The organism is Micromonospora sp. NPDC048830 (assembly GCF_043198215.1).
Classification (GTDB): Bacteria; Actinomycetota; Actinomycetes; order Mycobacteriales; family Micromonosporaceae; genus Micromonospora.
Map to the genome: position 1 here is coordinate 1 of NZ_JBICUP010000024.1, position 22791 is coordinate 22791.

Genomic DNA, 22791 nt, shown 5'->3' on the forward strand with positions numbered 1-22791 from the left:
CTTCCGGGACGGTGGATCAGGTGCGGTCCGAGCTGGGAATCCAGGGCCTGGCCCCGGAGGAAAATCCCCCGGATTTATCCGTGGGGATCGTTAAGGGAGCGGCCTCCACGGCTATCGAAGTATTTCCCCGGCCCGACCTACCCGTGGCGCCGCCGCCCGAAACAGCAGCCCGGGCCCACCGGGAACGGCGGATCTGGCCGCAGCGGTCAGACCCGAACTCGGCGCGGCGGGGTCGACGGCGGGACCCGCCGCCGTTACGGTCGCTGGCATGGTGACGGTCGCGGACGTACGGGCCCTGGCACGGACGCTGCCCCGCAGCACCGAGCACCTCATCCGCGACCGGGTGAAGTTCCGGGTCGGCTCCATCGTGTACGTCGCGTTCTCCCGGGACGAGACGACGATGGGCTTCGGGTATCCGAAGGAGGAACGGGACGCGCTGATCGCCGGCGAGCCGGACCTGTTCTTCCTGCCTCCCACGTCCGACCTGCGCTTCAACTGGGTCTGCTGTCACCTCGACCGGCTCGACCACGACCACATGACGGAACTGGTGATCGAGGCGTGGCGGATGGTCGTGCCCAAGTTCGTGGCACGGCAGCGGCTGGGCGCCTGACGACGTCGGCCGGCCCTCGCGTCCACCAGCGCGTATATGGTGGGCGGCCGGGCCTGAGTCGTTCCCGACCGGCACGGTGGGCCCAGTCGTAGCCCGCGCGTCAGAGCCCGAGGAGACCAGATGATCTTCATCACCGCCAAGTTCCGGGTGCTGCCCGAGCACGCCGACCGGTGGCCCGCCATCGTCGACGAGTTCACCCGGGCGACCCGCAGCGAGCCCGGCTGCCTGTGGTTCGACTGGGCCCGCAGCGTCGACGACCCGACCGAGTACGTCCTGGTGGAGGCGTTCCGCGACGGGGACGCCGGGGCGGCGCACGTGCGGTCCGAGCACTTCAGGAAGGCGCAGCAGACGCTGCCGCCCCACCTCGCCGAGACGCCCCGGATCGTCAACGTCACGGTCCCGCAGGACGACTGGTCGCTGCTGGGGGAGATGGCCGTCCCCGGGGACCGGTAAAAGCCGCAGCCGTACGGGATCCCGGGCGGCGGCGTCCGGCCCCGGCGCGGGCATGCCGGCGGCCGGCGCGCTTGGGCGGTTACCCGCCGCCGGTGTGGAAGGCCGTCGCCAGTTCCTCGTCGTACGTGGCCAGCGGCCGCCCGCCGGCGCCGTACGCGACCATCCGACCGTGTGTCATCGTCGCCGAGCGGAACGAGAACGTCCCGGCATCGGTAGCCGGCGGCGCGGTCGAGCGGCGGACATGGACCGGCGGTCGCTCCGCACGGTCAGCCGACCCGACAGTCCAGTACGACGGACTCGACGCAGAACAGGAGCGTGCGCCGCAGAGCGCATTTCTGCTGCAGTTTCTTCACTGCATCGGGCGCCTCCATCGGTCGGCGCCACGTCCGCTTCGCGACTCGAATTTTTGTCTGGGAGCGGTTCGACGGCTGACCCGTCCGGTTGGTGCGGCGTCCACCAGAATTGACCGGGTTCGCTCTTGCCGATCATTCGGTTGTGGTGCCAGAAAACACGGTGAACGCCCCAATTTGTCAGGCGCCACAAATCCATGATCGACGCGCGACAGACACTTGACGGACGATGTGTCGGAATTTACGATCCATCCCTGGATCAACAGCGGTCGTGCCTCCTGCGTCACCTATGAACCCCGTCCCCAGCGCCATTTCTGGGTTACCCGTCGACTCTCGGTTGGAGCTGCGATGGTCACCGAAACGTATAATCCTCTGACCGATGACACGTACGTACAGGCGCGAGCTGGTCTCGCCGCCACCCGAGCCACCGGTTGCCCAGTGTCCGAGATGGCTCCCGGACTGATGCTGGTCACCACCCATGAGGCGACCCGGCAGGCGCTGCTCGACCATGCGTCTCTGAGCAGCGCGGGGAACTTCATCCTGCACACTGGCAGCGAGGCCCTGCCATCCCTCATCTCGCAGAGCGACCCGCCTGAGCACACGTTCCTGCGTGGCGTCCTGCGTCCGGCGTTCCAGCGAAAGGCAATGGTGAACGCCCTGCCCTGGATCGGCGAACTTGCGGATGCGCTTATCGACCGGCTTCCGGCCGGTGGACCGGCGGACATAGTCACCGACCTTGCCATGCCGCTCACGTCCTCAGTCATCGGTCGCCTCGTCGGCATACCCGAGGCTGACTGGTCATATGTGTCCCGCCTGTGCCTGGACTTGTCGGCGCAAGTCCCGGGCGACATCTTCGCCATTCCCACGTGGACCGAGCTCGAGGGATATCTGACCCGGCTGACCATTGCTCGCCGCACCCAGCCCGACAAAGCAGACGACATCCTGACCCGGCTCGTCACGGCCGAGGACAACGGCCGCGGGCTCACCGACCGCGAGGTCGCGTTCCACATCTTCCAGGTCGTTGTGGCTGGCCTGGAAAGTACCGCGTACACCATCGGGTGGACCGTCTACCACCTGCTCGTCCAGCGGGCTCGGTGGGAAGAACTCCTGGCCGATGGCTCGCTCATCGCGTCGGCCCGGAACGAGGGCCTGCGCCATTGCACCGCGATTCAGTGGGTCATGCGCAAAGCGGTCGCCGACACCACCATCGACGGGGTCGCCGTGCCGGCCGGCAGCCGCGTTGTCATCAGCCTCGAATCGGCGAACCTTGACGAGACGGAATTCGGATCCGACGCGGCTGAATTCGACCTGCACAGGGGAAATTCCCGCAAGCATTTCGCGTTCGGGCATGGCATCCACCTGTGCCTGGGCAGCGAGCTGTCCCAGATCGAGATCACCTCGATTTTGGAGCGGCTGCTCGATCGGATGCCGGGCCTGCGCCTCGCCGACGGCTTCACCCCACAGGACGCCGGCGGTGCTCTCTTTCGCGGCCTCCGCCACCTGCCCGTCGTCTGGTAACCGTTCTTGCGCACCCGGCCGCCGTCGCCGAGTTGGGCGCGGTGATGGCCCGCGCCGCGGACCCGGACCGGTAGGCCATGGGAGGGCCGTCAGCGGGCGGGCCGCCCCGGGTCACGCGTCCGTCTCAGTTCGCGACTGCGGGGCTCGCAAACCCGGCTCACTCCTCGCGCTCACGCACCTGTCGCCGGCTTGTACGCCGTGACCAGCTCCCACCCGCCCGGCAGCACCTCGATGCGCTCGAAGCCCACCTCCTTGAGCAGGCCGGTGTACCACTCCGCCTCCCGCAGCCGACTGAAGGCGCTGTCGACGCCGATGAGGAAGTAGCTCCAGAAGAACTGGATCGCCAGGCGGTCCGGGGTGCGGAACTCCTCGCAGATCAGCAGCAGCCCGCCCGGCTCCAGCGCCGCGTACGCCTTCTCGACCAGCCGCCGGGCGACGTCGTTGGGCCAGTCGTGCAGCACCCGGACGAACGCCAGCGCGTCGTACCCGGACGGCAGCGGCCCGGCGAAGAAGTCCCCGCCGACGAACCCCAGCCGGTCCGGGTGCCCGCACCGGGCCCTCGTCTGTTCCACCAGCGGAGCCACGGCCGGCAGGTTGTACACGTCGGCGCCCAGGGCCGGGGCGTCGTCGAGGACCCGCGCGGCCAGCGTGCCGTCGCCGCCGCCGACGTCGAGGAACCGCCGCCGGCCCGACCACAGCCGGTCGGCGTGCCGGTGGATCGTCTCGACGGCCGGCCCGACGCCCGCGGACATACTCCGCTCGAACGCGGCGGTCTGCTCGTCGGTCTTCGGCGGCCACACGAAGTCGTCCTCGGTCATGCCGACCTCGCCGCGCAGGCTCTCGGCCAGCCGGCCGTGCAGCCGCCGCCACGGGTACCGGTCCCGGTCGCGCTCGATCGCCTCCGGCCCGACGACGGCCAGCACCGCCTCCTTCAGCCCGGGTACGGCCCGGTACACCGCCTGCGCGATGTCGCCGCCGGGCTCGTCGCGCTCGACGACGCCGAGGGTCTCCAGGCAGTCGAGGAACTTGTACAGCCGCAGCGGCCGAGCCCCGAGGCGCTCGGCCAGCTCGCCGAGGCGGCCCGGCCCGGCCTCCAGGGCGTCGAGCAGCCCGACGGCGAGCGCGGTCTCCAGCACGTCCACGGCCTTGGGCCCGTTGACGAGCAGGCTCATCAGCGCCCGGGGGGACAGGGTGACGCTCATCGGTTGCTCCCTCGGCACTGGAGTTCCAGCGCGTCCATGAACTCGTCGATCTCTTCCAGGGTGTTGTAGACGTGCGGGCCGACCCGCAGGTAGCCGCGCCAGCTGCAGATCAGGTTCCGCTCGGCCAGCCGCTTCTTGACCGCCTCCCCGTCGGGGACGTCCAGGCACACCACGCCGCCGCGCCGGTGCGGCTCGGTCGGGCTGACCACCGGGATGCCGGCCGCCGCAGCCCGGTCGATGACCCGCTGGGTGCAGGCCAGCGAGTGCGCCCGGATCGCCGGCATGCCGACGCCGGCCAGCAGGTCCAGGCCGACCTGGGAGGCCAGCGAGGTCAGCGGGTACGGCGTCCCGCCGGCGAACCGCTGGGCCCCGGCCGCCCAGCCCGTCGACGGCTGGAACGTCATCGCCCGGTCGCCGGCCTGCCAGCCCGTCGCCGCCGGCTGCAGGTCGCCCACCAGGTCGGGGCGCACGTAGAGGAAGGCGGTGCCGACCCCGCACAGCCACTTGTGCGACCCGCCGAGGACGACGTCGACGCCGAGCGCGGTCACGTCCAGCGGCATCACCCCGACGGTCTGGAAGGCGTCCACGACCACCAGGGCGCCGACGTCGTGGGCGCGTCGGACCAGGCGCGCCAGGTCCAGGGTGGCCCCGGAGCTGTAGCTGGCGTGCGGCACGCACACCAGCAGGGTCCGCTCGTCGACGTGCCGTTCGAGGGCGTCCTCGTCGAACCGCGGCCCACCGGAGCGGACCACGTCGAGGTGCGCGCCGTAGCGGCGGAACGCGTTCCAGATGAACGGCACGGTCGGGAACTCCAGGTCGGTGGTGACGACCCGGTTGCGGGGCGGGCGGTAGTCGAAGCAGGAGGCGACCCGCGCCAGCAGGGTGCTCAGGTTCGCGTCGGTGACCACGCTGCCCGGGGGCGCGCCGATCAGCGCGGCCACGGAGTCGGCGTACCGGGCGAGGCTCTCGATCCAGCCCTGCCAGACGTCGTCCCGCCAGGTGCGCAGAGTCTCCCAGTAGCGGGCCAGGACGTGTTCCACGTCCCCGGGCACCGCGCCGGTGGAGTTGCTGTTGAGGTAGACGCAGCTTTCCAGCAGGGGGAACTGGGCGCGCAACGCGGCGTGCGGGCCGGCGTCGAGCGGCCGGGCCACGTCAGCGGTGGATTCCAGGGCGGGTGCGCTCACGCGGGGCAGCCTCCAGTCACATGGGTGGGAACGACGGGCAGGGACGGTGGCCGGCGTCCCGTTTGTGGAGCACGACGTCGAGGAACCGGCGCGGCAACCCGGACGGGCCGGCCGCGGCGCCCGGCCCGTCCGGGCCGACGTGCGCCCGGATCCCGTCCGACAGGGCGAGGAGTGCCCTGCCGGCGCAAATATCTGTCGGTCCGGTGGAACTCCACCACCCCGGCCGCATGGGGAACAATGTCGGGATCAGCCGTGCCCGACAGCCGCGTCGTCGGGGCGCGCACCAGCCGTACCTGAATTCATGAGGATGTCGTCAAGCCGGACGGTGGCGTCCTCTACGGTTCGCGAACCTCGGGGGTGCTGATTTCTTCGCCGGGAAGGTCGCCTTCCGAGGTGCGGCCGAGGCCTACGCGGACCTGCCACAGTTCCGGGAAGAACCGGTACTCCATCAGCTTGGCGAGCATGTTCGCCTTGCTGTCCTTGACCCCCGCGGGCGCGTGCCCGCCGATGCGGAGGGCGACCTTGTAGTGGCGCTCCCGCCAGAGCAGGACCCGCTCGTCCCACTCCGTCATCGCTTCCGCGAGTCGGTAGACGCGGTCCGCCGGGTCGCCGAGGTAGAGCTTCGCGAGATCCACCTGGCGTGCGGCGAGCAGGTCCGCGAACGCCCGGCCGAGCCCGCGACTCACGGTCTGGACCTGCTTCCAGCCGGGCGACTCGGCGCCGGAGCCGTTGCCGAACGCGGGTTGCATGGCCTGGAAGTCGACCGGGTTCAGGTACCGGAACATCTCCAGCTGGTCGGTGAGGAACCGTACGCCGAGCGTCGCCCGGGTCAGCATCAGTTCGGCCGCGGACAGCTCGTCGTCCTCGACGTGGGCGGTCGCCTGGGCCAGGTCGGCCGCCGCGAGCTTGAGCCACAGCTCAGCGGACTGGTGCACCACCTGAAAGAGCAGTTCGTCCCGGTGAATCATGTCCTCCGGGCGCCGTTGCAGGTCGAGCAACTCGTCCGTACGCATGTATCGCGCGTAGTCCGTATCGCCGTTGCCCGGCAGCACAGGTGAGTAGTCCCGCTTCACGAATTGTCCCTTTCGGTGAGTGTCGAGGGAGCTGAACCCGACTTGCGATGTCAGCGAGGATCATCGCGGCGGACATTTCCAACGACGCTCGGCAATAAGTCACGCCCATGTTATCCCTGTCCAGACTGCGAGGAAGGAACCCTTCTCGTCGCTTTTCGCACACACGAATGGGGCGTTCGTTAGCACATTTACAAACATCGGTCAATGGAGGCGTGAACAGTGCCACTCAGCTGGCACCGCCGACGCGAGCGGCGGCGCAACGAACTGCCGCCCGGCGTGCGGCGGCGGGACGAACTCCCGCCCGGCGTGCGGCAGCTCAGCCGTCCAGCGCCAGGTCGAGCACCGAACCCAGCCCGTTCGCCCGGCCCGGCTCGGCCTCCGGCAGCACCAGCACCGCGCAGCCGGCCCGTACCGCGCCGGCGTCAGCGGCCGTGTCGCCGACCATCAGCGCCCGCTCCGGATCCACCCCGAGCATCCCGCACGCCCGCCAGAAGATCGCCGGGTCCGGCTTGCACCGCCCCACCTCGTAGGACAGGGCGTAGGCGTCGACCAGCCCGTCGAGCCCCCAGGCGGCGAACAGCGGCCGGATGTCGAAACCGATGTTGCTCACCACCGCCACCTTCACCCCGCCCCGCCGCAGCGTCGTCAGGGTCGCGGCGGTGTCCGGGTACGGCACCCACCCGTCCGGGACCAGCAGCCGCTCGTACAGCGCGTCGGCGAGACCGTGGATGCCGGCGTCCACCGTCTCGGCCAGCCCCGTGTACGCGCCCCGGTGCGCGTGCGGGTACAGATCCCGGTCGGCCCACAGCTCGGCCAGCGCCGGCGGCACCCGGGCCGGCAGCGGCCCGCCCGCCCGGCCCGCGGTCACGAGCCGGTCGGCCAGCGCCGTGGCCCGGACCCGTTCCAGGGTCACCCCGCAGGCCCGCGCCGCCGCGAGCACCCACTCGTGCGGCTCCTCGACCTGGGCCAGGGTGCCGTGGAAGTCGAACAGCACGGCCTCGACGGGCCGGCGTGACGCCCGGGTCGCGTCCTCCACGGCACCGCGGGCAATCGGACGGGGTGGTTCGGCATGGTCCGGCACGCCGTGCACCCTACCGACCGCCTTTGGTGCCCCTGTCGGATGGCCTTGGCCGGTGGCCCGCCGACGCACGCACTAATCTTGAGGACATGTCGAGTCCCGCCGAGCGGTACGCCGCGGCGCGCCGCCGGGCCGCGCAGGCCGCACAGTTTCCGGCGTTGGACGAGTTCGCCCTCGACCTGGGGTTCGATCTCGACGACTTCCAGCGGGAGGCGTGCCAGGCCCTCGAACGGGGCAGCGGCGTGCTGGTCTGCGCCCCCACCGGCGCCGGCAAGACCGTGGTCGGCGAGTTCGCCGTACACCTGGCGCTGCGCGGCACACCCGGCCGGCCGGCGCCCGCCGGCGACGCCGAGGCGGCCACCGCCCGGCGCAAGTGCTTCTACACCACGCCGATCAAGGCGCTGTCGAACCAGAAGTACCACGACCTGGTCGACCGCCACGGCGCCGACCAGGTCGGGCTGCTCACCGGCGACAACGCGATCAACGGCGACGCGCCCGTGGTGGTCATGACCACCGAGGTGCTGCGCAACATGCTCTACGCCGGCTCGGCCACCCTCGACGGCCTGGCGTACGTGGTGATGGACGAGGTGCACTACCTCGCCGACCGGTTCCGCGGCGGGGTCTGGGAGGAGGTGATCATCCACCTGCCCGCGTCGGTCACCCTGGTCTCGCTGTCGGCCACGGTCTCCAACGCCGAGGAGTTCGCCGACTGGCTGGTCACCGTCCGCGGCGAGACCGCCGTGGTGGTCAGCGAGCACCGGCCGGTGCCGCTGTGGCAGCACATGCTGGTCGGCCGGCGGATGTTCGACCTGTTCCACGACGCCGACGCCGCCCGCAAGCACGACGTGCATCCGGAACTGCTGCGCTACACCCGCGACACCATGCGCCGCCTGGAGCTGGGGGAGGGGCGCAGCGCCTTTCCCGGCGGCGGCCGCCGCGGCCCGCGCTGGCGCGGCCCGCTGCGCCCCGACATCGTCGACCGCCTCGACCGGGAGGGGCTGCTCCCGGCGATCCTGTTCATCTTCAGCCGCGCCGGCTGCGCCGCCGCCGTGCAGCAGTGCCTCGCCGCCGGCCTGCGCCTGACCTCCCCGGAGGAGCGGGCGGAGATCCGCCGGGTCGTCGAGTCCCGGGTCACCGCCATCCCCGGCGAGGACCTGACGGTGCTCGGCTACTGGGAGTGGCTCGACGGCCTCGAGCGGGGCCTCGCCGCCCATCACGCCGGCATGCTCCCGGTGTTCAAGGAGGTCGTGGAGGAGCTGTTCGTCCGGGGCCTGGTCAAGGCGGTCTTCGCCACCGAGACCCTCGCGCTGGGCATCAACATGCCGGCCCGCTGCGTCGTGCTGGAACGCCTCGTGAAGTTCAACGGCGAGGCCCACGTCGACCTGACCCCGGGCGAGTACACCCAGCTCACCGGCCGCGCCGGGCGTCGGGGCATCGACGTCGAGGGGCACGCCGTCGTCGTCTGGTCGCCGGAGACCGACCCCCGGCACGTGGCCGGACTGGCCTCCACCCGCACCTACCCGCTGCGCTCCAGCTTCCGGCCGTCGTACAACATGGCCGTCAACCTCGTCGGCAGCGTCGGCGCCCAGCCGGCCCGCGCCCTGCTGGAGTCCTCCTTCGCCCAGTTCCAGGCGGACCGGTCGGTGGTCGGCCTGGCCCGGCAGGTGCAGCGCAACACCGAGACCATCGAGGCGTACGGCGCGGAGGCCGCCTGCCACCACGGCGACTTCGACGAGTACTTCGCGCTGCGGGTGGCCATCGGCGACCGGGAACGTGCCCTCGCCCGGCAGGGCCAGCACCAGCGCAAGGCCGCCGCGGTGGCGTCGCTGGAGCGGCTGCGCGTGGGCGACGTGATCCGGGTGCCCTCGGGCCGCCGCGCCGGCCTCGCGGTCGTGCTGGACCCGGCCACCGGCGGGTTCGGCGAGCCCCGCCCGCTGGTGCTCACCCAGGACCGCTGGGCCGGCCGGGTCAGCGCCGGCGACTTCACCACCCCCGCCGAGGTCCTCGCCCGCATCCGGGTGCCCAAGCACTTCAACCACCGCTCGCCGGCGGCCCGCCGCGACCTGGCCGCCCAGGTGACCGGCACCGGCTTGGACCGGCACGCCGGCCGCCGCGGCGGCCGGTCCCGGCGGCCGGGCGCCGAGGACCACGCCCTCACCCAGTTGCGCGACGAGTTGCGCCGGCACCCATGCCACGCCTGCCCGGACCGGGAGGAGCACGCCCGCTGGGCGGAGCGGCGCCGCCGGCTCGACCGCGACACCGAGGAACTGCGCCAGCGGGTCGCCGGCCGCACGGGCTCGCTCGCCCGCACCTTCGACCGGATCGTCGCCCTGCTCACCGCGCGCGGCTACCTGGCCGCCGACGGGGCGGTCACCGACGCCGGGCGGATGCTCGGCCGGATCTGGACCGAGGCCGACCTGCTGGTCGCCGAGTGCCTGCGCCGGGGCGTGTGGGACGGGCTGTCCCCGGCCGAACTGGCCGCCGCCGTGTCCGTGGTGGTCTTCGAGGCCCGCCGCGACCTGGACGAGCGGGCGTCGCTGCCGCGCGGGCCCGTGGCCGACGCCGTCGAGGAGACCCTCAAGCTGTGGGGCGAGATCGAGGCCGACGAGGCCGGCCGGGGGCTGGCCGTCACCCGCGAGCCGGACCTCGGCTTCGCCTGGCCCATCTACCGGTGGGCGCGCGGCGAGGCCCTGGCCAAGGTGCTGGCCAGCGGCCACCAGCTCGACGGCGAGATGCCCGCCGGGGACTTCGTCCGGTGGGCCCGGCAGGTCGTCGACCTGCTCGGCCAGCTCGCCGACTCCGGCGGCGCGTCGGCCGACCTGCGCAGCACGGCCCGGCAGGCGATCGCCGCGGTCAACCGTGGCGTGCTCGCCTACCACGCCGCCGGCTGAGCGCCCCGGTACTGGCCGGCACCACGCTGGCCGGCCCGGGGCCAGCGCGCGCCGATCTTGCACTTTCGGCCCACGAAATGAGCCGATTACCGTTCTGCCGGGGGCGAAAGTGCAAGATCGCGGCGGAGGGCGGAGGGCGGAGCGCGGAGCGCGGGCGGCGCGGGTTAGGCGGTGGTGGTCAGGGCGTCGACCAGGCGGCGGCAGGAGCCCGCCAGGTTCCACCGCTGGGCCAGCTCCAGCAGCCGGTCCGGGTCCGCCGGCGCCTGCGGCAGCGTGGTGGGCAGGGCCGGCAGCGGCACGTCCAGCGCCACGCGCACCACCTTCGGGGCGACGGCCAGGTAGTCGCGGGCGGCGTCGAGCTTGGCCCGCAGGCCGGGGGCGAAACCGGAGGCCGGGTCGTCCAGCGCGGCGAGGATCGCGTCGATGCCGCCGTACCGGTCGACGAGCCGGGCCGCGGTCTTCTCCCCGACCCCCGGCACGCCGGGCAGCCCGTCGCTGGGATCGCCGCGCAGGGCGGCGAAGTCGGCGTACCGCTCGGCGGGAACCCCGTAGCGGCCCCGCACCGCCGCGTCGTCGCAGTCCTCCAGCTTCGCCACCCCGCGCCCCACGTAGAGCAGCCGCACCCCGCGCGCGTCGTCGACGAGCTGGAACAGGTCCCGGTCGCCGGACACCACCTCCACGGGGCCCGGCTGCGTCGTCGACAGGGTGCCCAGTACGTCGTCCGCCTCGTACCCGGCGGCGCCGACGGCGGTGATGCCGAGCGCCGCCAGGACCTCCAGGATCACCGGCACCTGCGGGGACAGCGTGTCAGGCACCACCTCGCCGCCCTCCGGCGCCACCCGGTGCGCCTTGTACGACGGCAGCAGCGCCACCCGCCAGTCCGGCCGCCAGTCGTGGTCCAGGGCGCAGACCATCCGGTCCGGCCGGCGGGTACGTACCAGCGTGGCGAGCATGTCGAGGAAGCCGCGTACGGCGTTGACCGGGGAACCGTCCTCGGCCCGTGCCGCCGACTCGGGGACGCCGAAGTAGGCCCGGAAGTAGAGGCTGGGAGCGTCGATCAGCATGATCGGGGGTCGGTGTGCCACGCCGGACAGCCTGACACAGCGCACCGACGGTTCCGCCACACGGGCGGCCCGGCCGGGCGAGCCCCCGCCGCTGTGGCCCGGATGCCGGCGAAAAGCGTCGAGGCGGGGCCGCGCGGCGGGCAGACTGCCTGGCATGGCGTTCGTACCCGGCCTGACGCTCTGCCGGCGCTTCCACCACGAGGTGCTCGCCCCCCTGCTGGCCGACCGCTGTCCAGGACTGCGGTACGCGGCGGCGCTGCTCGACGGCGGCTCCGAGCTGCTGGGCCTGGACACCGCCCGCTCCACCGACCACGACTGGGGTCCCCGCGCCCAGCTGTTCGTGGCGGCCCGCGACGCCGATCGGATCCCCGAGGTCCGGGCCGCCCTCGACGCCGGCCTGCCCGCCGAGTTTCTCGGCTGGCCGACCCGGTACGTCGGGCACGGCGACGCCCGCCTCGGGGTCGTCGACGCCAACGGCGACCGGCACGGCGTGACTGTCGACGAGGTGGGTGGCTGGCTGCGGGACCGGCTGGGTTTCGACCCGACCCGGGGCGTCGCCGTCGGGGACTGGCTGGCGACGCCGACGCAGCGGCTGGCCGAGGTCACCGGCGGGGCCGTGTTCCACGACGGACTGGACGGCGCGCTGACCGCCGCCCGCGCGGCGCTGTCCTGGTATCCGGACGACGTGTGGCGGCACGTACTGGCGGCCGCCTGGACGCGCGTCGCCCAGGCCGAGCACCTGCCGGGCCGCTGCGCGGAGGTCGGCGACGAGCTGGGCAGCCGGGTGGTGACCGCCGTCCTGGCGCACGATCTCATGCGGCTCGGTCTGCTGCTGCACCGCCGCTGGCCCCCGTACGACAAGTGGCTCGGGACCCTCTTCGCCCGGCTGCCACCGGCGGCGCCCGTGGTCGCGGCGCTGACCGACGCCCTGGCCTCCGACGCCTGGGCCGCCCGGCAGGCCGGGCTGGCCCGGGCCCTGGAAACCCTGGCCGCGTGGACCAACGACACCGGGCTGGCCATCCCGGTCGACCCGGCCGTGCGGCCCTTCCACCGGCGGCCGTTCCTGGTGCTGCACGCCGGCCGGTTCGCCGCCGCGCTACGCGCCGCGATCACCGACCCGACCCTCCGGGCACGCCCGCCGTTCGGCGCCGTCGACCAGTACGTGCACAGCGCCGACGTGCTCACCCACCCCGACCGGACCCGCCGGGTCTGCACGGCGCTCCTGCCGCCCTGACCGGGAAACGGTCACCGTCCGTGGTGCACGAACGGCGCCCACCGGCTGGGCTGGTAGGGGTCCTGCTCCCGAAGCTTCCTGACCACGGCGTGCAGCGCGCCCGCGGAGCGCGCCGGCTCGACCGCCCCGCCGGGCCCGGCCAGGCCACCGTACAGGTCCTCGGTGACGGCGACCGCGGTGTCGTCGGCGATCGCCCACAGGGTCGACACGACGTGGCGGAAACCGGCGACCTGCAGGGCGGCGGCCAGGTGACCGGCCTCGTCCGGCAGGTCGGCCGCACCCATGGCCGTGTGGCAGGCGGACAGCACCGCCAGGTGCGCGCCGTCGAGGTCGAGGTGCGCGATGTCGCCCATGGTCAGCGGGGCGTCGGCGAGGAACAGCGCCGCCCGGCCCTCCGCGTCGGTCTCGCCGTGGCAGGCGAAGTGCGCGCAGCTGTGGCCGGCCAGTGCCGCCATCACCCGCGCCCTGGTGGCCGCCGGCCCGGTCAGCGCGGTGGCGGGGAACCGCGCCCGCAGCAGCTGGGCCTCCCGGGCGGCGGAGGGCAGTTCGGGCAGCCCCGTCACGTAGCCCGGCCGCTCGTCGTACGCCGCCACCAGCAGGCGGTGCGCCCGCACCGCCGAGGGGCGGCGGGCGTGCCGCAGGGCCCGCAGCGTCGGGGTCGTCGACGACACGACGCGGTCGAGCACGCTGCGCCCGCTGGGCGCGTCGTCCGGGTCGTGGTAGCCGGCCGCGTGCAGCGGCGCCAGCGCGAGCGGCCCGGTCGGGCACCACCACAGCCGCGCGCCGGCCGGGGCCGGGAGCGCGGCGAGCACGGGCGCGGCCAGCACGTCCCACAGCCATTCCAGGTACGCCAGGAGCACCTGCTCGCGCGGCCCGGACGACGTGCCGCCCGTGCCGACCCGGGCCACGACGTCGAGATACCGGCGGGTGCGTTCGCGGGCCTGCTCGGCGGTCAGCTCGGGCAGGGGAACGACCCGTACGTCCCCGCCGGTCAGGACGAGCGCGTCGCACCGGTGACGGCTGACGTTCACCAGCACCACGGGGCCGTCCGCCGCCGCGGCCGCCAGTTCGGCGAACGGCGTGGGCAGCAGGAAGCGCGCGAACCCGGGCCGGGCGCGGACGGCCGCGACGGTGTCGTCCCAGTCCTCCGCCAGCCGCCGCCGGCGCTCGGCGGCGCCCGGCTCGTCCGAGCCCGCCTGCCGGTCGGACTCGGTGCGCAGCGCGGTCAGCCGCTCCGCGAGGTCCGGGTGTGCCTGCCGCAGCGCGGACAGGTCGCTGCGGGTGTCCAGCACCTGCCCCCACCACAGGGACCGGCCGTGATCGAGCAGTTCGACGGCCTGCTGCGGCAGGCCGGCGGCCACGGCCGCCGCGGCGGCGTCGCACGCCACGGTCGGCCACCGCGTGACCAGCCGGTCCCGGTCGGCGGCGTCGAGCCCCCGCCACACGGTGAGGTGCAGCTGCTGCACCGCGTCCGCGTAGGCCCGGGCCGCGTCGCGCCAGCCGGCGCGGCCCTCGGCGGCAAGTTCGGCGCGCAGCCCCGCGAGCATCGTCAACGCGTCCATCCGCTCGAAGGAACGGCCCGCTCCGCTCTCGGCCACCCCGTCGAGCACCGCGGCGGCCTCCTCGGCGCGGCCGAGGTCCCCGAGCACCTGGGCCAGGCCCAGCAGGGCGGTCACGCGGATCGGCGACCGCCCCGGCGCCACGGCGAGGACGGACCGGAACTGCTCGACCGCGTCGTGCAGGTCGTCCTCGCGGCCGGACCCCGCCCCGCGGTTGCGCAGCGACAGGGCGAGGTTGAGCCGGACCTGAGGGTTGTCCTGCGCCGCCACGGCCGCGCGCAGGTGGGCCACGGCCGCCTCGATGTCGGCCGGGTCGTGGCCGACGAGGAACCGCTGCCGCAGGCGATTGCCGAGGTTCGCCCGGGCGAGGGCGGCGTGCTCCGCCGTGCCGGCCGCGCTGAGCGCCGCCTGCCCGAGCTCGATCGCCTCGTCCAGGTCGAACCGCCGCCCGGTGTGCTCGAAGCGGTAGACCAGCGCGGTGCCGAGGGTGAGCAGGTAGCCGACGCGGCGGGAGTCGGTCGGTTCCGTCAGTTCGACCGCGCGGCGGCAGTGCGCGATCGCCTCGTCGAGGTCGGCGCCGGTGCGGTCGCGCAGGAACCGGTTGATCAGCGCGGCGGCGAGGTTCGTCAGGTCGCCGACCCGGTGGGCCGGGCTGGGCACCGGGCACTCGAGCGTCTCCCGCAGCAGCTCGACCGCCTCGTCCAGGTCGGCCGCCTCGCCGTGCGTCTCGAACCGGCGCATCAGCGCGGGGCCGAGCGGCATGCCGATGAGCCAGCGGCCGGGGTGGCCCGGGGGCAGCGGCGCCAGCAGCGTGTGGCCGTCGTCGCGGATGCGCTCCAGCAGCGCCGGGTCCCCGGTGCGTTCGTACTCGCCCAGCAGGTCCGACAGCGTGGCGCCGTGTCGCGCCAGGTCATCGAGGTCGTCGCCGACCTCGGCCGGCGGGCGGTGCGGTGTCATGCCGGGTCCGGCGGCGAGGGTGGCACCGGGCGGGACGCGGACCGCGGGCAACGGGCCACGCAGGTCGACGACCTGCGCCAGGGCGTCCTCGGCGGCGGCCCGGGCCGCCGGGTCCGCAGCGCGGTCGACGGCCAGCCGCAGGTAGTGCGCCGCGGTGTCGAGGTCGGCCACCTCGCCGGTCAGCCAGTGACGGTCGCGGTGCAGCAGCCCGAGGTTGCGCAGCATGGCCGTCGACACGGGATGCCCGACCGGGTAGAGGTCGAGCACCTCGCGGGAGACGGCCAGCATCGCGTCGAGCGCCTCGGGCGTGCCGTCGCGTTCGTAGCGGAGCTGGCGTACGTCGCTGAGCAGCGCCAGGAAGGGCAGGCGGTTGGGGTCGTCGGCCGGGCAGCGGCGTACCGCCCCCTCCACCTCCTCGGTCGCCTCGTCCAGCCGCGACAGGTCGCCCGTGCGCAGCGTCCACCGGATCAGGGCGGCCCCGCGCACGGCGCCCAACGCGGCCCGGTCGGGATGGTCGGGTGGCAGCACGAACAGCACGTGCTGCAGGATCTCGGCGGCGGCGGCGTGCAGCTCGGCGTGCCCGGTCGACAACGCCAGATGGTCCATCTCCCGGCCGGCGAGCGCGGCCTCCTCCACCTGCCGCTGGGCGCCCGTGAGCAGGCCGAGCCGCAGCGACAGGCCGGCGAAGGCGCGCAGCACGAAACCGGTCGTGTCGGGCTGCTCGGTCGGCGCCAGCCGGCAGAGCTCCCGGTAGGTCTCCACGGCGTCCGCGAGGTCCCGGTGCGAGTCGGCGGCCTCGGAGCGCAGCGCCCGCGCCTGGCCGAGCAGGAGCAGGACCGCGAACCGCTCGGGCGCGTCGGAGGCGCACAGGGACAGCGCGTGGTCGCCGGCGGCGATCGCCGCGTCGAGGTCGGCGACCTGGCCCGAGCCCTCGAAATCCGCCAGGCACTCCCGGGCCTCCCGCAGGGCGGCGCCGATCTCGTCGCCCGTGTGCCGTGGCCGGCTCCGTCGCCCGAACACCGCGACACCTCCCCGTGCTGGCCAGGAACCCAGGGTAGAGGAAGGTCGATAGACTCGGGGGGATTGTCCATCGAGGATCGAAAGGCGGCGCGGGTGCAGTCCGAAGCCGATGCCCTGGCCGACTGGTGCGCTCTGCTGCCGACCCTGCGCGAGCAGGCCCGCAGCAACGGGGTGCTCGACCGGCTCGACCGCGACGCCGAGCGGGTCCGGGAGGGCGGGTCCGCGCAGCGGGCGCTGCGCAAGTGGGGGCCCCGCGACTCCGTCGGCAACCAGCGCAGCTGGTCCGACCGCACGACGGTGGGACTGGCCGTACTGCCGGGCGGGGGACGGCCGCCGGGCGCGGGTTCGGCCGAGTACGTCTGTCCGCGCGACCGCTGCGCCCGCCGGGCCCACCGCGACGAGCACGGCCACCTGCCCCGGTGCACGGCCTTCGACACGCCCATGCGGCCCGCATGATCGGGCTGCTCACCGAGGTCGGCAAGCGGGTCAGTGGCCGCTGGATGACGGCGGTCCTCCTGCCGGGCGTCCTCCTGGTCGCCGTCGGCGCGGTCGCCGTGGCGCTCGGTCACACCCGACCGTTCGACCTGGAGCACCTCGCCGCGGCGGCCGAGCGCGCGGGCCGGGACCTGGCGGCCCGTCCGGGGCGGCTGGTGGTCGTCGTGTCCGCCGTCGGAGTCGGGGCGGGGCTGGCGGGCACGGCCGCGCGCGGCCTGGGGCTGCTGGCGCAGTGGTGGTGGCTGCGCGAGTGGTTCCTCACCGGCGGCCTGATCACCCGCTCGCGGTGGTCGAGGCGCTCGCGTACGCTCGCCGCCGCCCGCCGGACGGGGACGCCCACCGTCGCCGCGTACCTGCCCCAGCGGCCGACCTGGCTCGGCGACCGGGCCCGGCTGGTCGAGGCCCGGGTACGGGCGCAGTACCACGTCAGCGCGGCGCTCGTGTGGCCGCGGCTGTGGCTGCTCCTCGACGAGGACGCGCGGCAGCCCGTCACCGACGCGCGGACCCGGTACGGCGAGGCCGTCGCGCTGGTGGGCTGGGGGTTGCTCTACCTCGCGCTGGGCCTGCGGTGGTGGCCGGCGCTGCTCGTCGGCGCCGGCGTGCTGCTGACCGCCTGGCGGCGCCTGCGCGACACGCTGGGCGAACTGGCCGAGCTGATCGAGTCGGCCATCGACCTGCGCCTGCGCGACCTGGCCGCGGCCCTCGGCCTGCCGCTGGCCGGGGCCGAGGTGAGCGCGTCGGAGGGGCGCGCGCTCGACGACCGGCTGGGCAAGTCGGGCCCGACGTAGCACACGGGTAGGGGGAGACCACGTGGGATTCCGTTGGCGCAGGCCGGCTCCGCTGCCGGCCGACCTGGAGCGACGCTCGCGGGCGGCCCTGGCCCTGTTCGACGCGGGCCAGTACGCGCCGGCGGAACGGGCGTGGCAGCGGCTGCTGGCCGACTGCGAGCGGGAACTCGGCCCGGAGCACCCGGAGACGGTCGTCACCCTCGACCGCCTCGGGTCCGCGCTGTTCCGCCTGCGGCACCTCGTCGAGTCGGCCGACCGGCACCGCGAGGCGCACCGGCGGGCGGTTAACACCTTCGGCCGCAACCACCCGGCGACGCTGACCTTCGCCCACAATCTCGGCTGCGCGCTGGCCGTGACACACCAGTGGGCCGAAGGGCTGCCGGTGCTGCGGGACACCCTGCGCCGGAAGCGGCGCCGGTTCGGCGCGACCCACCCGGAGACCCTCGACACCGCCAAGACCCTCGGCGCCTCGCTGTTCATGGCGGGGGACGCGCCGGCGGCCCTGGAGATCCTCGAACCGGCCCACCAGGCGGCGGTGCGCAGCTTCGGGCCGGACGACCCGCTCACCCGTGAGATCGGCGACAACCTCGCCATCGTGCTGCGCAACTCCCACCCCGTCCGCCGGCCACCACCGTAGGTTCGCCCGAGCGCTGGCCGAGGCATACCGTCCGCGAGGGACGCGACGAGCGCGGCGGTGAGGCGAGGTGACCGCGTTGGGTCGACGGCCGCCTGGGGAAACGGTGGTCGGACGGCTTGCACGGGCAGCGGCTCCCGCCTGCGGGCGTGCCCTCTGGCATGATGTCGGCCGTGTCCGTCCCGCCCGACCCGCATCAGCCGCTCGAGCGTGCTTTTCCGACGACCGGTCGGGGCCGGCACCGCCCGGTCGACGACGGCCGCCGGACGATGTGGTTCGCCGTGACGGGTGCCGCCGTCGCTCTCGTTGTCGCAGGGGTGACGGTCGCCGTCGCCGGAGACGACGGCGAGGCCGGGTCCGGTCCGTCGGCGGCCGTCGCCACCACCGCCGCGCAGGAGCCGGTCCCCACGGAGGAGACGGTGACCGACGAGCCCTCCGCCACCCCCTCGACATCCCCGTCCCCGGCGCGTCGGGCGCCGCGTCCGGCCGAGCTCGTGACGCAGCTTCGAACGACCGTCGACGGGCTGGTGCGGCAGGGCAAACTACCCCGTAAGACCGGTCGTGAGCTGGACAGACGTCTGCGGGACGTTGGGCAGAGGGTCGCTGACGGTGACCTGGACAAGGCGCGGGAGGAACTGCGCGAGTTTGCCGGCAAGCTGGCCGATCTCCGCCGGGAGGGCAAGGTCAGCGAGGGCGCCTACGGGCTTCTCTCCGCCAGCACGACACAACTCGCGCAGGCGATGCAGACCCGCTGACCAGGCCCTCGACAGGTGACCGGACGGCTCACGGCGTCGCTCCCGGCGACGCCAGGGCGCCGACAACTCGCGATCGGGCTGCGCGACTCCCGCCGCGTCCACCGCCCGCCACCGTAGGTTCGCGCGCTCGACGAGTTGACGGAGCCCGGATGGGCGCTCGCGGTTCTGAGTCAACGCATGGCGAGCTGGCCCGAAGCGGCCGACCGCATGATGCGTGCGCCCGCCGCAGGTACGTCGCTCACTCTGGCGGTGCGCGGCGCACTCGGTGGCTGTTCCGTCCACACGCGCCGTCGGTCAACCATCGCGGTCCGCCGACGATGGAGGTACAACTCTGGGCTTCCTCCTGCCGCGACGTCCCCGCGCGGTGCCTCGCTTTCCTGAACGGTCCGGCCAACCGCGCTGCCGCGCCATCCAGTGCATGAGCGGGGACGCCAGGCCGGGCGGCGGTGCCCCGCCGCGCCGAACCGCAACCGGGGTACGGCGCGACCCGAACGACCGTTAAGCTGACCGGGTGGGAACCGACGAGTTGCACCCCGCCGGCCGGCTGGCCGCCGCCCGGCGTGCCACCGCCGCGGCCGGCCTCGACGCGCTGCTGCTCACCCCCGGCTCCGACCTGCGCTACCTCACCGGCTACGACGCGCACGCCGGCGAGCGGCTGACCTGCCTCGTGCTGCCCGCCGACGGCGAGCCCACCCTCGTCGTCCCCGCCCTGGAACGTCCCGCCGCGGAGGCGTCCCCGGCGCCGGCCACCGGCGTGCGCATCGTCGACCACGCCGACGGCACCGACCCGTACCCGCTCGTGCGCGCCGCCCTCGGCGGGCCGGTCGCCGCGGTCGGCCTGGCCGACCGGATGTGGGCCGAGCAGGTTCTCGCCCTGCGTGCCCTGCTGGCCGGGGCGGCCCAGCGCCTGGCCGGCGACGTCCTGCGCGAGCTGCGGATCCGCAAGTCGCCGGCCGAGGTCGCCGCGCTCGCCGAGGCCGGTGCCGCCATCGACGCCGTGCACGCCCGGATGGGCGAGTGGCTGCGCCCCGGCCGCACCGAGGCGGAGGTGGCCACCGACATCGCCGGCGCGATCCGCGCCGCCGGCCACGTCACCGTCGACTTCGTCATCGTCGCCGCCGGTCCCAACGGCGCCAGCCCGCACCACGGCACCTCCGACCGCCCGATCGGCGCCGGCGAGCCGGTGGTGGTCGACATCGGCGGCACCATGCCGTCGGGCTACCGCTCCGACAGCACCCGCACCTACGTCGCCGGCGGCCCCGCCCCGGCCGAGTTTGCCGACTACTACGCGGTCCTGCACGCCGCCCAGCGGTCCGCCGTCGCCGCGGTCCGCCCCGGCGTTCCCGCCGAGGCCGTCGACGCCGCCGCCCGCGACCTGATCGCCGGCGCCGGGTACGGTCCGGCGTTCCTGCACCGCACCGGCCACGGCATCGGCCTGGACGGCCACGAGGACCCGTACGTGGTCGCCGGCAACTTTCGGCCCCTCGAACCCGGCATGGCGTTCTCGATCGAGCCGGGCATCTACCTCGCGGGCCGACACGGCGCCCGCATCGAGGACATCGTCGTCTGCACGACGGACGGCGTCACCCGACTCAACACCACCCCCACGGAGCTCATCGCGCTATGAACGTCGACCGGATCCTGCCCACCGACGAGGCCCACGACCTGCTCGACCTCGCCACCGAACTGGCCGACCGGGAACTGGCCCCCCGCGCCGCCGGGTTCGAGCAGCGCGCCGAGTTCCCCCGCGAGGTGCTGCGCACCCTCGGCCGCGCCGGCCTGCTCGGCCTGCCGTACCCGGAGGAGTACGGCGGCGCCGCCCAGCCGTACGAGGTCTACCTGCAGGTGCTGGAGATCCTCGCCAGCCGGTGGCTCGCCGTCGCCGAGGCGGTCAGCGTGCACACCCTGTCCTGCTACCCGCTGGCCCAGTTCGGCACCGACGAGCAGCGCAAGCTGCTGCCCGACATGATCGGCGGCGAGCTGCTCGGGGCGTACTGCCTCTCCGAGCCCCAGGGCGGCTCGGACGCGGCCGCGCTGACCACGCGGGCCGTCCGCGACGGCGACTCCTACGTGGTCACCGGCACCAAGGCATGGATCACCCACGCCCGGGTCGCCGACTTCTACAACATCTTCTGCCGCACCGGCGAGCCCGGGCCGAAGGGCATCTCCTGCCTGCTGGCCGACCGGGCCACCCCCGGCATCCTTCCGCAGGCCGCCGAGCGCACCATGGGCCTGCACGCCTCCCCGGTGGCCCAGATCGCCTTCGACGACGCCCGCGTACCGGCCGACCGGCTCGTCGGCGGGGAGGGGCGGGGCTTCACCATCGCGATGTCCGCCCTGGACTCCGGTCGGCTCGGCATCGCCGCGTGCGCCGTGGGCCTGGCGCAGGCGGCCCTGGACTACGCCGTCGGCTACGCCCGCGAGCGGCGGCAGTTCGGGCACGCGATCATCGACTTCCAGGGGCTCGGCTTCACCCTCGCCGACGCGGCCACCCAGATCGCCGCCGCCCGGGCCCTGACCCTGCACGCGGCCCGGCTGCGCGACGCCGGCCGGCCGTACTCGACCGAGGCGGCGAAGGCGAAGCTGTTCGCCACCGACGTGGCGATGCGGGTGACCACCGACGCGGTGCAGGTGCTCGGCGGCGCCGGCTACGTGGCCGACCACCCGGTGGAGCGGTACATGCGCGAGGCCAAGGTGCTGCAGATCGTCGAGGGCACCAACCAGATCCAGCGGCTGGTCATCTCCCGCGCCCTGGCCACGGGCTGAGGCGGCGCGGTGCGTGACCGCGCGGTCCGCCGAGCGTCACGCCGGGTGGACCGGTCGTCGCGTAACGGCGTGTTTCCCGGTAGGTTGCACGCCGTGGAGGAGATCGACCGGGCCATCGTCGCGGCGCTGACTGCCGACGGGCGGCTGTCGTACACGGATCTGGCGGAGAAGGTGGGTCTGTCGGTGTCCGCGGTGCACCAGCGGGTCCGCCGGCTGGAGCAGCGCGGGGTGATCAGGGGGTACGGCGCCCGGGTCTCCTTCGAGGCGCTGGACCTGCCGCTGACCGCGTTCGTGGCGATCCGGCCGTTCGACCCGTCGCAGCCGGACGACGCCCCGGAGCGGCTGGCCCACCTGCCAGAGATCGACTCCTGCTACTCGGTGGCGGGGGAGGACTTCTACCTGCTGCTGGTGCGGGTGGCCAGCCCGGCGGACCTGGAGCGGCTGCTCCAGGAGATCCGCACCGCCGCGAGCGTCACCACCCGCACCACCGTGGTGCTGTCCACGCCGTACGAGAACCGGCCGCCGAAGATCAATGGCGAGCGGTCGGCCCGGGGGCGGCCGCGGGCGCCGGGGGAGCCGGCTGGTTCCACCGCAGGATGACCTGCCGGCCGTGCTCGTGACCGAGGACGCTGACGGTGGCGGTGTCCAGGCGCAGGCGGCCGCCCGCCGACGGCGGCAGGCCGATCCACCGGGCCCCGAGCACCCGTAGGGCGTGTGCGTGGCCGACGAGGGCGACGTCGCCGCGGGCGAGCAGGGGCGTGACCTGGGCGAGCACCCGGTCGAGCCGCTCGCCCACCTCGGTCGGTGACTCGCCGCCGGGGCAGCCGTCGGTCCACAGGTTCCAGTCCGGGCGGTCCTCGTGCACCTCGGCGGTGGTGCGGCCCTCGTACTCGCCGTAGTTCCACTCGGCCAGGTCGGGATCGGTCGTCACCCCGGCCACCCCGGCCAGCTGCGCGGTGCGCAGCGCCCGCCGGCGCGGGCTGGCCAGCGCCCGGACGAATCGCCGGCCGGTCAGGGCCGCTAGCCTCCTAGGACGCCGTAGGGAGTATGCCCGCCATGTCGGCGAAACGGCGATGTTCCGGCCGCATGCATGGCGCCATCTCGCCGACATGGCGTGCGTTTCCGGTCCCAGCGGGCGGGCATGCGGGTGGGGAGGGGCG

At 74.2% G+C, this 22791-nt stretch carries 19 protein-coding genes; 12 read left to right on the forward strand and 7 right to left on the reverse strand.

Translation table 11 applies throughout. The features are described from left to right. Positions 1-268 precede the first annotated feature (268 nt). The 3 genes from ACGFIZ_RS20495 to ACGFIZ_RS20505 all read left to right on the forward strand — a co-directional run bounded on the left by ACGFIZ_RS20495 (position 269) and on the right by ACGFIZ_RS20505 (position 2931). Positions 269-610 (forward strand): MmcQ/YjbR family DNA-binding protein, encoded by a 342-nt coding sequence (locus tag ACGFIZ_RS20495; protein ID WP_393421412.1) that lies wholly within the window; start codon positions 269-271, stop codon positions 608-610. A gap of 120 nt (positions 611-730) precedes the next feature. Continuing rightward, entirely contained in the window at positions 731-1063 is a 333-nt protein-coding gene (locus ACGFIZ_RS20500) for a putative quinol monooxygenase (RefSeq protein WP_393421413.1), read from the forward strand. Between the two features lie 698 nt (positions 1064-1761). Continuing rightward, complete coding sequence (locus tag ACGFIZ_RS20505) at positions 1762-2931, forward strand: cytochrome P450 (protein WP_393421415.1); 1170 nt, start codon at positions 1762-1764, stop codon at positions 2929-2931. Positions 2932-3101: 170 nt separating this feature from the next. Here the strand turns inward: ACGFIZ_RS20505 and ACGFIZ_RS20510 are convergent, their stop codons facing one another. The 4 genes from ACGFIZ_RS20510 to ACGFIZ_RS20525 all read right to left on the reverse strand — a co-directional run bounded on the left by ACGFIZ_RS20510 (position 3102) and on the right by ACGFIZ_RS20525 (position 7426). Beyond that, on the reverse strand, positions 3102-4133 hold the full coding sequence (locus ACGFIZ_RS20510; RefSeq protein WP_393421417.1) for a methyltransferase: 1032 nt from the start codon (positions 4131-4133) through the stop codon (positions 3102-3104). Beyond that, complete coding sequence (locus ACGFIZ_RS20515; RefSeq protein ID WP_393421419.1) at positions 4130-5317, reverse strand: aminotransferase class V-fold PLP-dependent enzyme; 1188 nt, start codon at positions 5315-5317, stop codon at positions 4130-4132. Before ACGFIZ_RS20515 ends, ACGFIZ_RS20510 begins: the two co-directional genes overlap by 4 nt. Before the next feature lie 335 nt (positions 5318-5652). Further along, positions 5653-6390, reverse strand: a complete 738-nt coding sequence (locus ACGFIZ_RS20520; protein WP_393421421.1) for a tryptophan 2,3-dioxygenase family protein — start codon at positions 6388-6390, stop codon at positions 5653-5655. Positions 6391-6706: 316 nt separating this feature from the next. After that, positions 6707-7426: an HAD family hydrolase gene (locus ACGFIZ_RS20525; protein ID WP_393421423.1), complete on the reverse strand. Its 720-nt coding sequence runs from the start codon at positions 7424-7426 to the stop codon at positions 6707-6709. Positions 7427-7557: 131 nt separating this feature from the next. On the opposite strand from ACGFIZ_RS20525, the gene ACGFIZ_RS20530 reads away from it, so the two are divergent. After that, positions 7558-10359, forward strand: a complete 2802-nt coding sequence (locus tag ACGFIZ_RS20530) for a DEAD/DEAH box helicase (RefSeq protein ID WP_393421424.1) — start codon at positions 7558-7560, stop codon at positions 10357-10359. Between the two features lie 164 nt (positions 10360-10523). Here ACGFIZ_RS20530 and ACGFIZ_RS20535 read toward each other — a convergent pair whose 3' ends face one another. After that, positions 10524-11423, reverse strand: a complete 900-nt coding sequence (locus ACGFIZ_RS20535; protein ID WP_393421571.1) for a 5'-3' exonuclease H3TH domain-containing protein — start codon at positions 11421-11423, stop codon at positions 10524-10526. Between the two features lie 154 nt (positions 11424-11577). Here ACGFIZ_RS20535 and ACGFIZ_RS20540 point away from each other — a divergent pair, with 154 nt between their 5' ends. Then, complete coding sequence (locus tag ACGFIZ_RS20540) at positions 11578-12657, forward strand: DUF4037 domain-containing protein (RefSeq protein ID WP_393421426.1); 1080 nt, start codon at positions 11578-11580, stop codon at positions 12655-12657. Positions 12658-12668: 11 nt separating this feature from the next. Here ACGFIZ_RS20540 and ACGFIZ_RS20545 read toward each other — a convergent pair whose 3' ends face one another. Continuing rightward, the gene (locus ACGFIZ_RS20545; protein ID WP_393421428.1) at positions 12669-16193 is read right to left on the reverse strand and encodes a CHAT domain-containing protein; all 3525 of its coding nucleotides are present in this window, start codon (positions 16191-16193) and stop codon (positions 12669-12671) included. A 93-nt stretch (positions 16194-16286) separates the two neighbouring features. Between ACGFIZ_RS20545 and ACGFIZ_RS20550 the strand changes: the two genes are divergently transcribed. The 7 genes from ACGFIZ_RS20550 (at position 16287) to ACGFIZ_RS20580 (ending at position 22231) form a co-directional block, all read left to right on the forward strand. Continuing rightward, a complete protein-coding gene (locus ACGFIZ_RS20550) occupies positions 16287-16649 on the forward strand; it encodes a hypothetical protein (RefSeq protein WP_393421430.1) in 363 nt (120 codons plus the stop codon). After that, positions 16646-17476, forward strand: coding sequence for a hypothetical protein (locus ACGFIZ_RS20555; RefSeq protein WP_393421432.1), 831 nt, complete (start codon positions 16646-16648; stop codon positions 17474-17476). The genes ACGFIZ_RS20550 and ACGFIZ_RS20555 overlap by 4 nt, the downstream gene beginning before the upstream one ends. 22 nt (positions 17477-17498) lie before the next feature. Then, positions 17499-18113, forward strand: coding sequence for a tetratricopeptide repeat protein (locus tag ACGFIZ_RS20560; RefSeq protein WP_393421433.1), 615 nt, complete (start codon positions 17499-17501; stop codon positions 18111-18113). 170 nt (positions 18114-18283) lie between these two features. Beyond that, complete coding sequence (locus tag ACGFIZ_RS20565; protein ID WP_393421436.1) at positions 18284-18865, forward strand: FIMAH domain-containing protein; 582 nt, start codon at positions 18284-18286, stop codon at positions 18863-18865. Between the two features lie 511 nt (positions 18866-19376). Further along, positions 19377-20492 (forward strand): M24 family metallopeptidase, encoded by a 1116-nt coding sequence (locus ACGFIZ_RS20570; protein ID WP_393421438.1) that lies wholly within the window; start codon positions 19377-19379, stop codon positions 20490-20492. Further along, positions 20489-21631: an acyl-CoA dehydrogenase family protein gene (locus ACGFIZ_RS20575; protein WP_393421440.1), complete on the forward strand. Its 1143-nt coding sequence runs from the start codon at positions 20489-20491 to the stop codon at positions 21629-21631. The genes ACGFIZ_RS20570 and ACGFIZ_RS20575 overlap by 4 nt, the downstream gene beginning before the upstream one ends. Positions 21632-21724: 93 nt before the next feature. Next, positions 21725-22231, forward strand: a complete 507-nt coding sequence (locus ACGFIZ_RS20580; protein WP_393421442.1) for an Lrp/AsnC family transcriptional regulator — start codon at positions 21725-21727, stop codon at positions 22229-22231. On the opposite strand, the gene ACGFIZ_RS20585 is transcribed toward ACGFIZ_RS20580, so the two are convergent. Beyond that, the gene (locus ACGFIZ_RS20585) at positions 22161-22742 is read right to left on the reverse strand and encodes a histidine phosphatase family protein (RefSeq protein ID WP_393421444.1); all 582 of its coding nucleotides are present in this window, start codon (positions 22740-22742) and stop codon (positions 22161-22163) included. The genes ACGFIZ_RS20580 and ACGFIZ_RS20585 overlap by 71 nt on opposite strands. Positions 22743-22791 lie beyond the last annotated feature (49 nt).

Coding starts and splice junctions, on each gene's coding strand:
- ACGFIZ_RS20555 (WP_393421432.1), top strand. CDS start 16,646: ATGATCGGGCTGCTCACCGAGGTCGGCAAGCGGGTCAGTGGCCGCTGG.
- ACGFIZ_RS20535 (WP_393421571.1), bottom strand. CDS start 11,423: ATGCTGATCGACGCTCCCAGCCTCTACTTCCGGGCCTACTTCGGCGTC.
- ACGFIZ_RS20585 (WP_393421444.1), bottom strand. CDS start 22,742: ATGTCGGCGAGATGGCGCCATGCATGCGGCCGGAACATCGCCGTTTCG.
- ACGFIZ_RS20505 (WP_393421415.1), top strand. CDS start 1,762: ATGGTCACCGAAACGTATAATCCTCTGACCGATGACACGTACGTACAG.
- ACGFIZ_RS20500 (WP_393421413.1), top strand. CDS start 731: ATGATCTTCATCACCGCCAAGTTCCGGGTGCTGCCCGAGCACGCCGAC.
- ACGFIZ_RS20530 (WP_393421424.1), top strand. CDS start 7,558: ATGTCGAGTCCCGCCGAGCGGTACGCCGCGGCGCGCCGCCGGGCCGCG.
- ACGFIZ_RS20575 (WP_393421440.1), top strand. CDS start 20,489: ATGAACGTCGACCGGATCCTGCCCACCGACGAGGCCCACGACCTGCTC.
- ACGFIZ_RS20510 (WP_393421417.1), bottom strand. CDS start 4,133: ATGAGCGTCACCCTGTCCCCCCGGGCGCTGATGAGCCTGCTCGTCAAC.
- ACGFIZ_RS20540 (WP_393421426.1), top strand. CDS start 11,578: ATGGCGTTCGTACCCGGCCTGACGCTCTGCCGGCGCTTCCACCACGAG.
- ACGFIZ_RS20495 (WP_393421412.1), top strand. CDS start 269: ATGGTGACGGTCGCGGACGTACGGGCCCTGGCACGGACGCTGCCCCGC.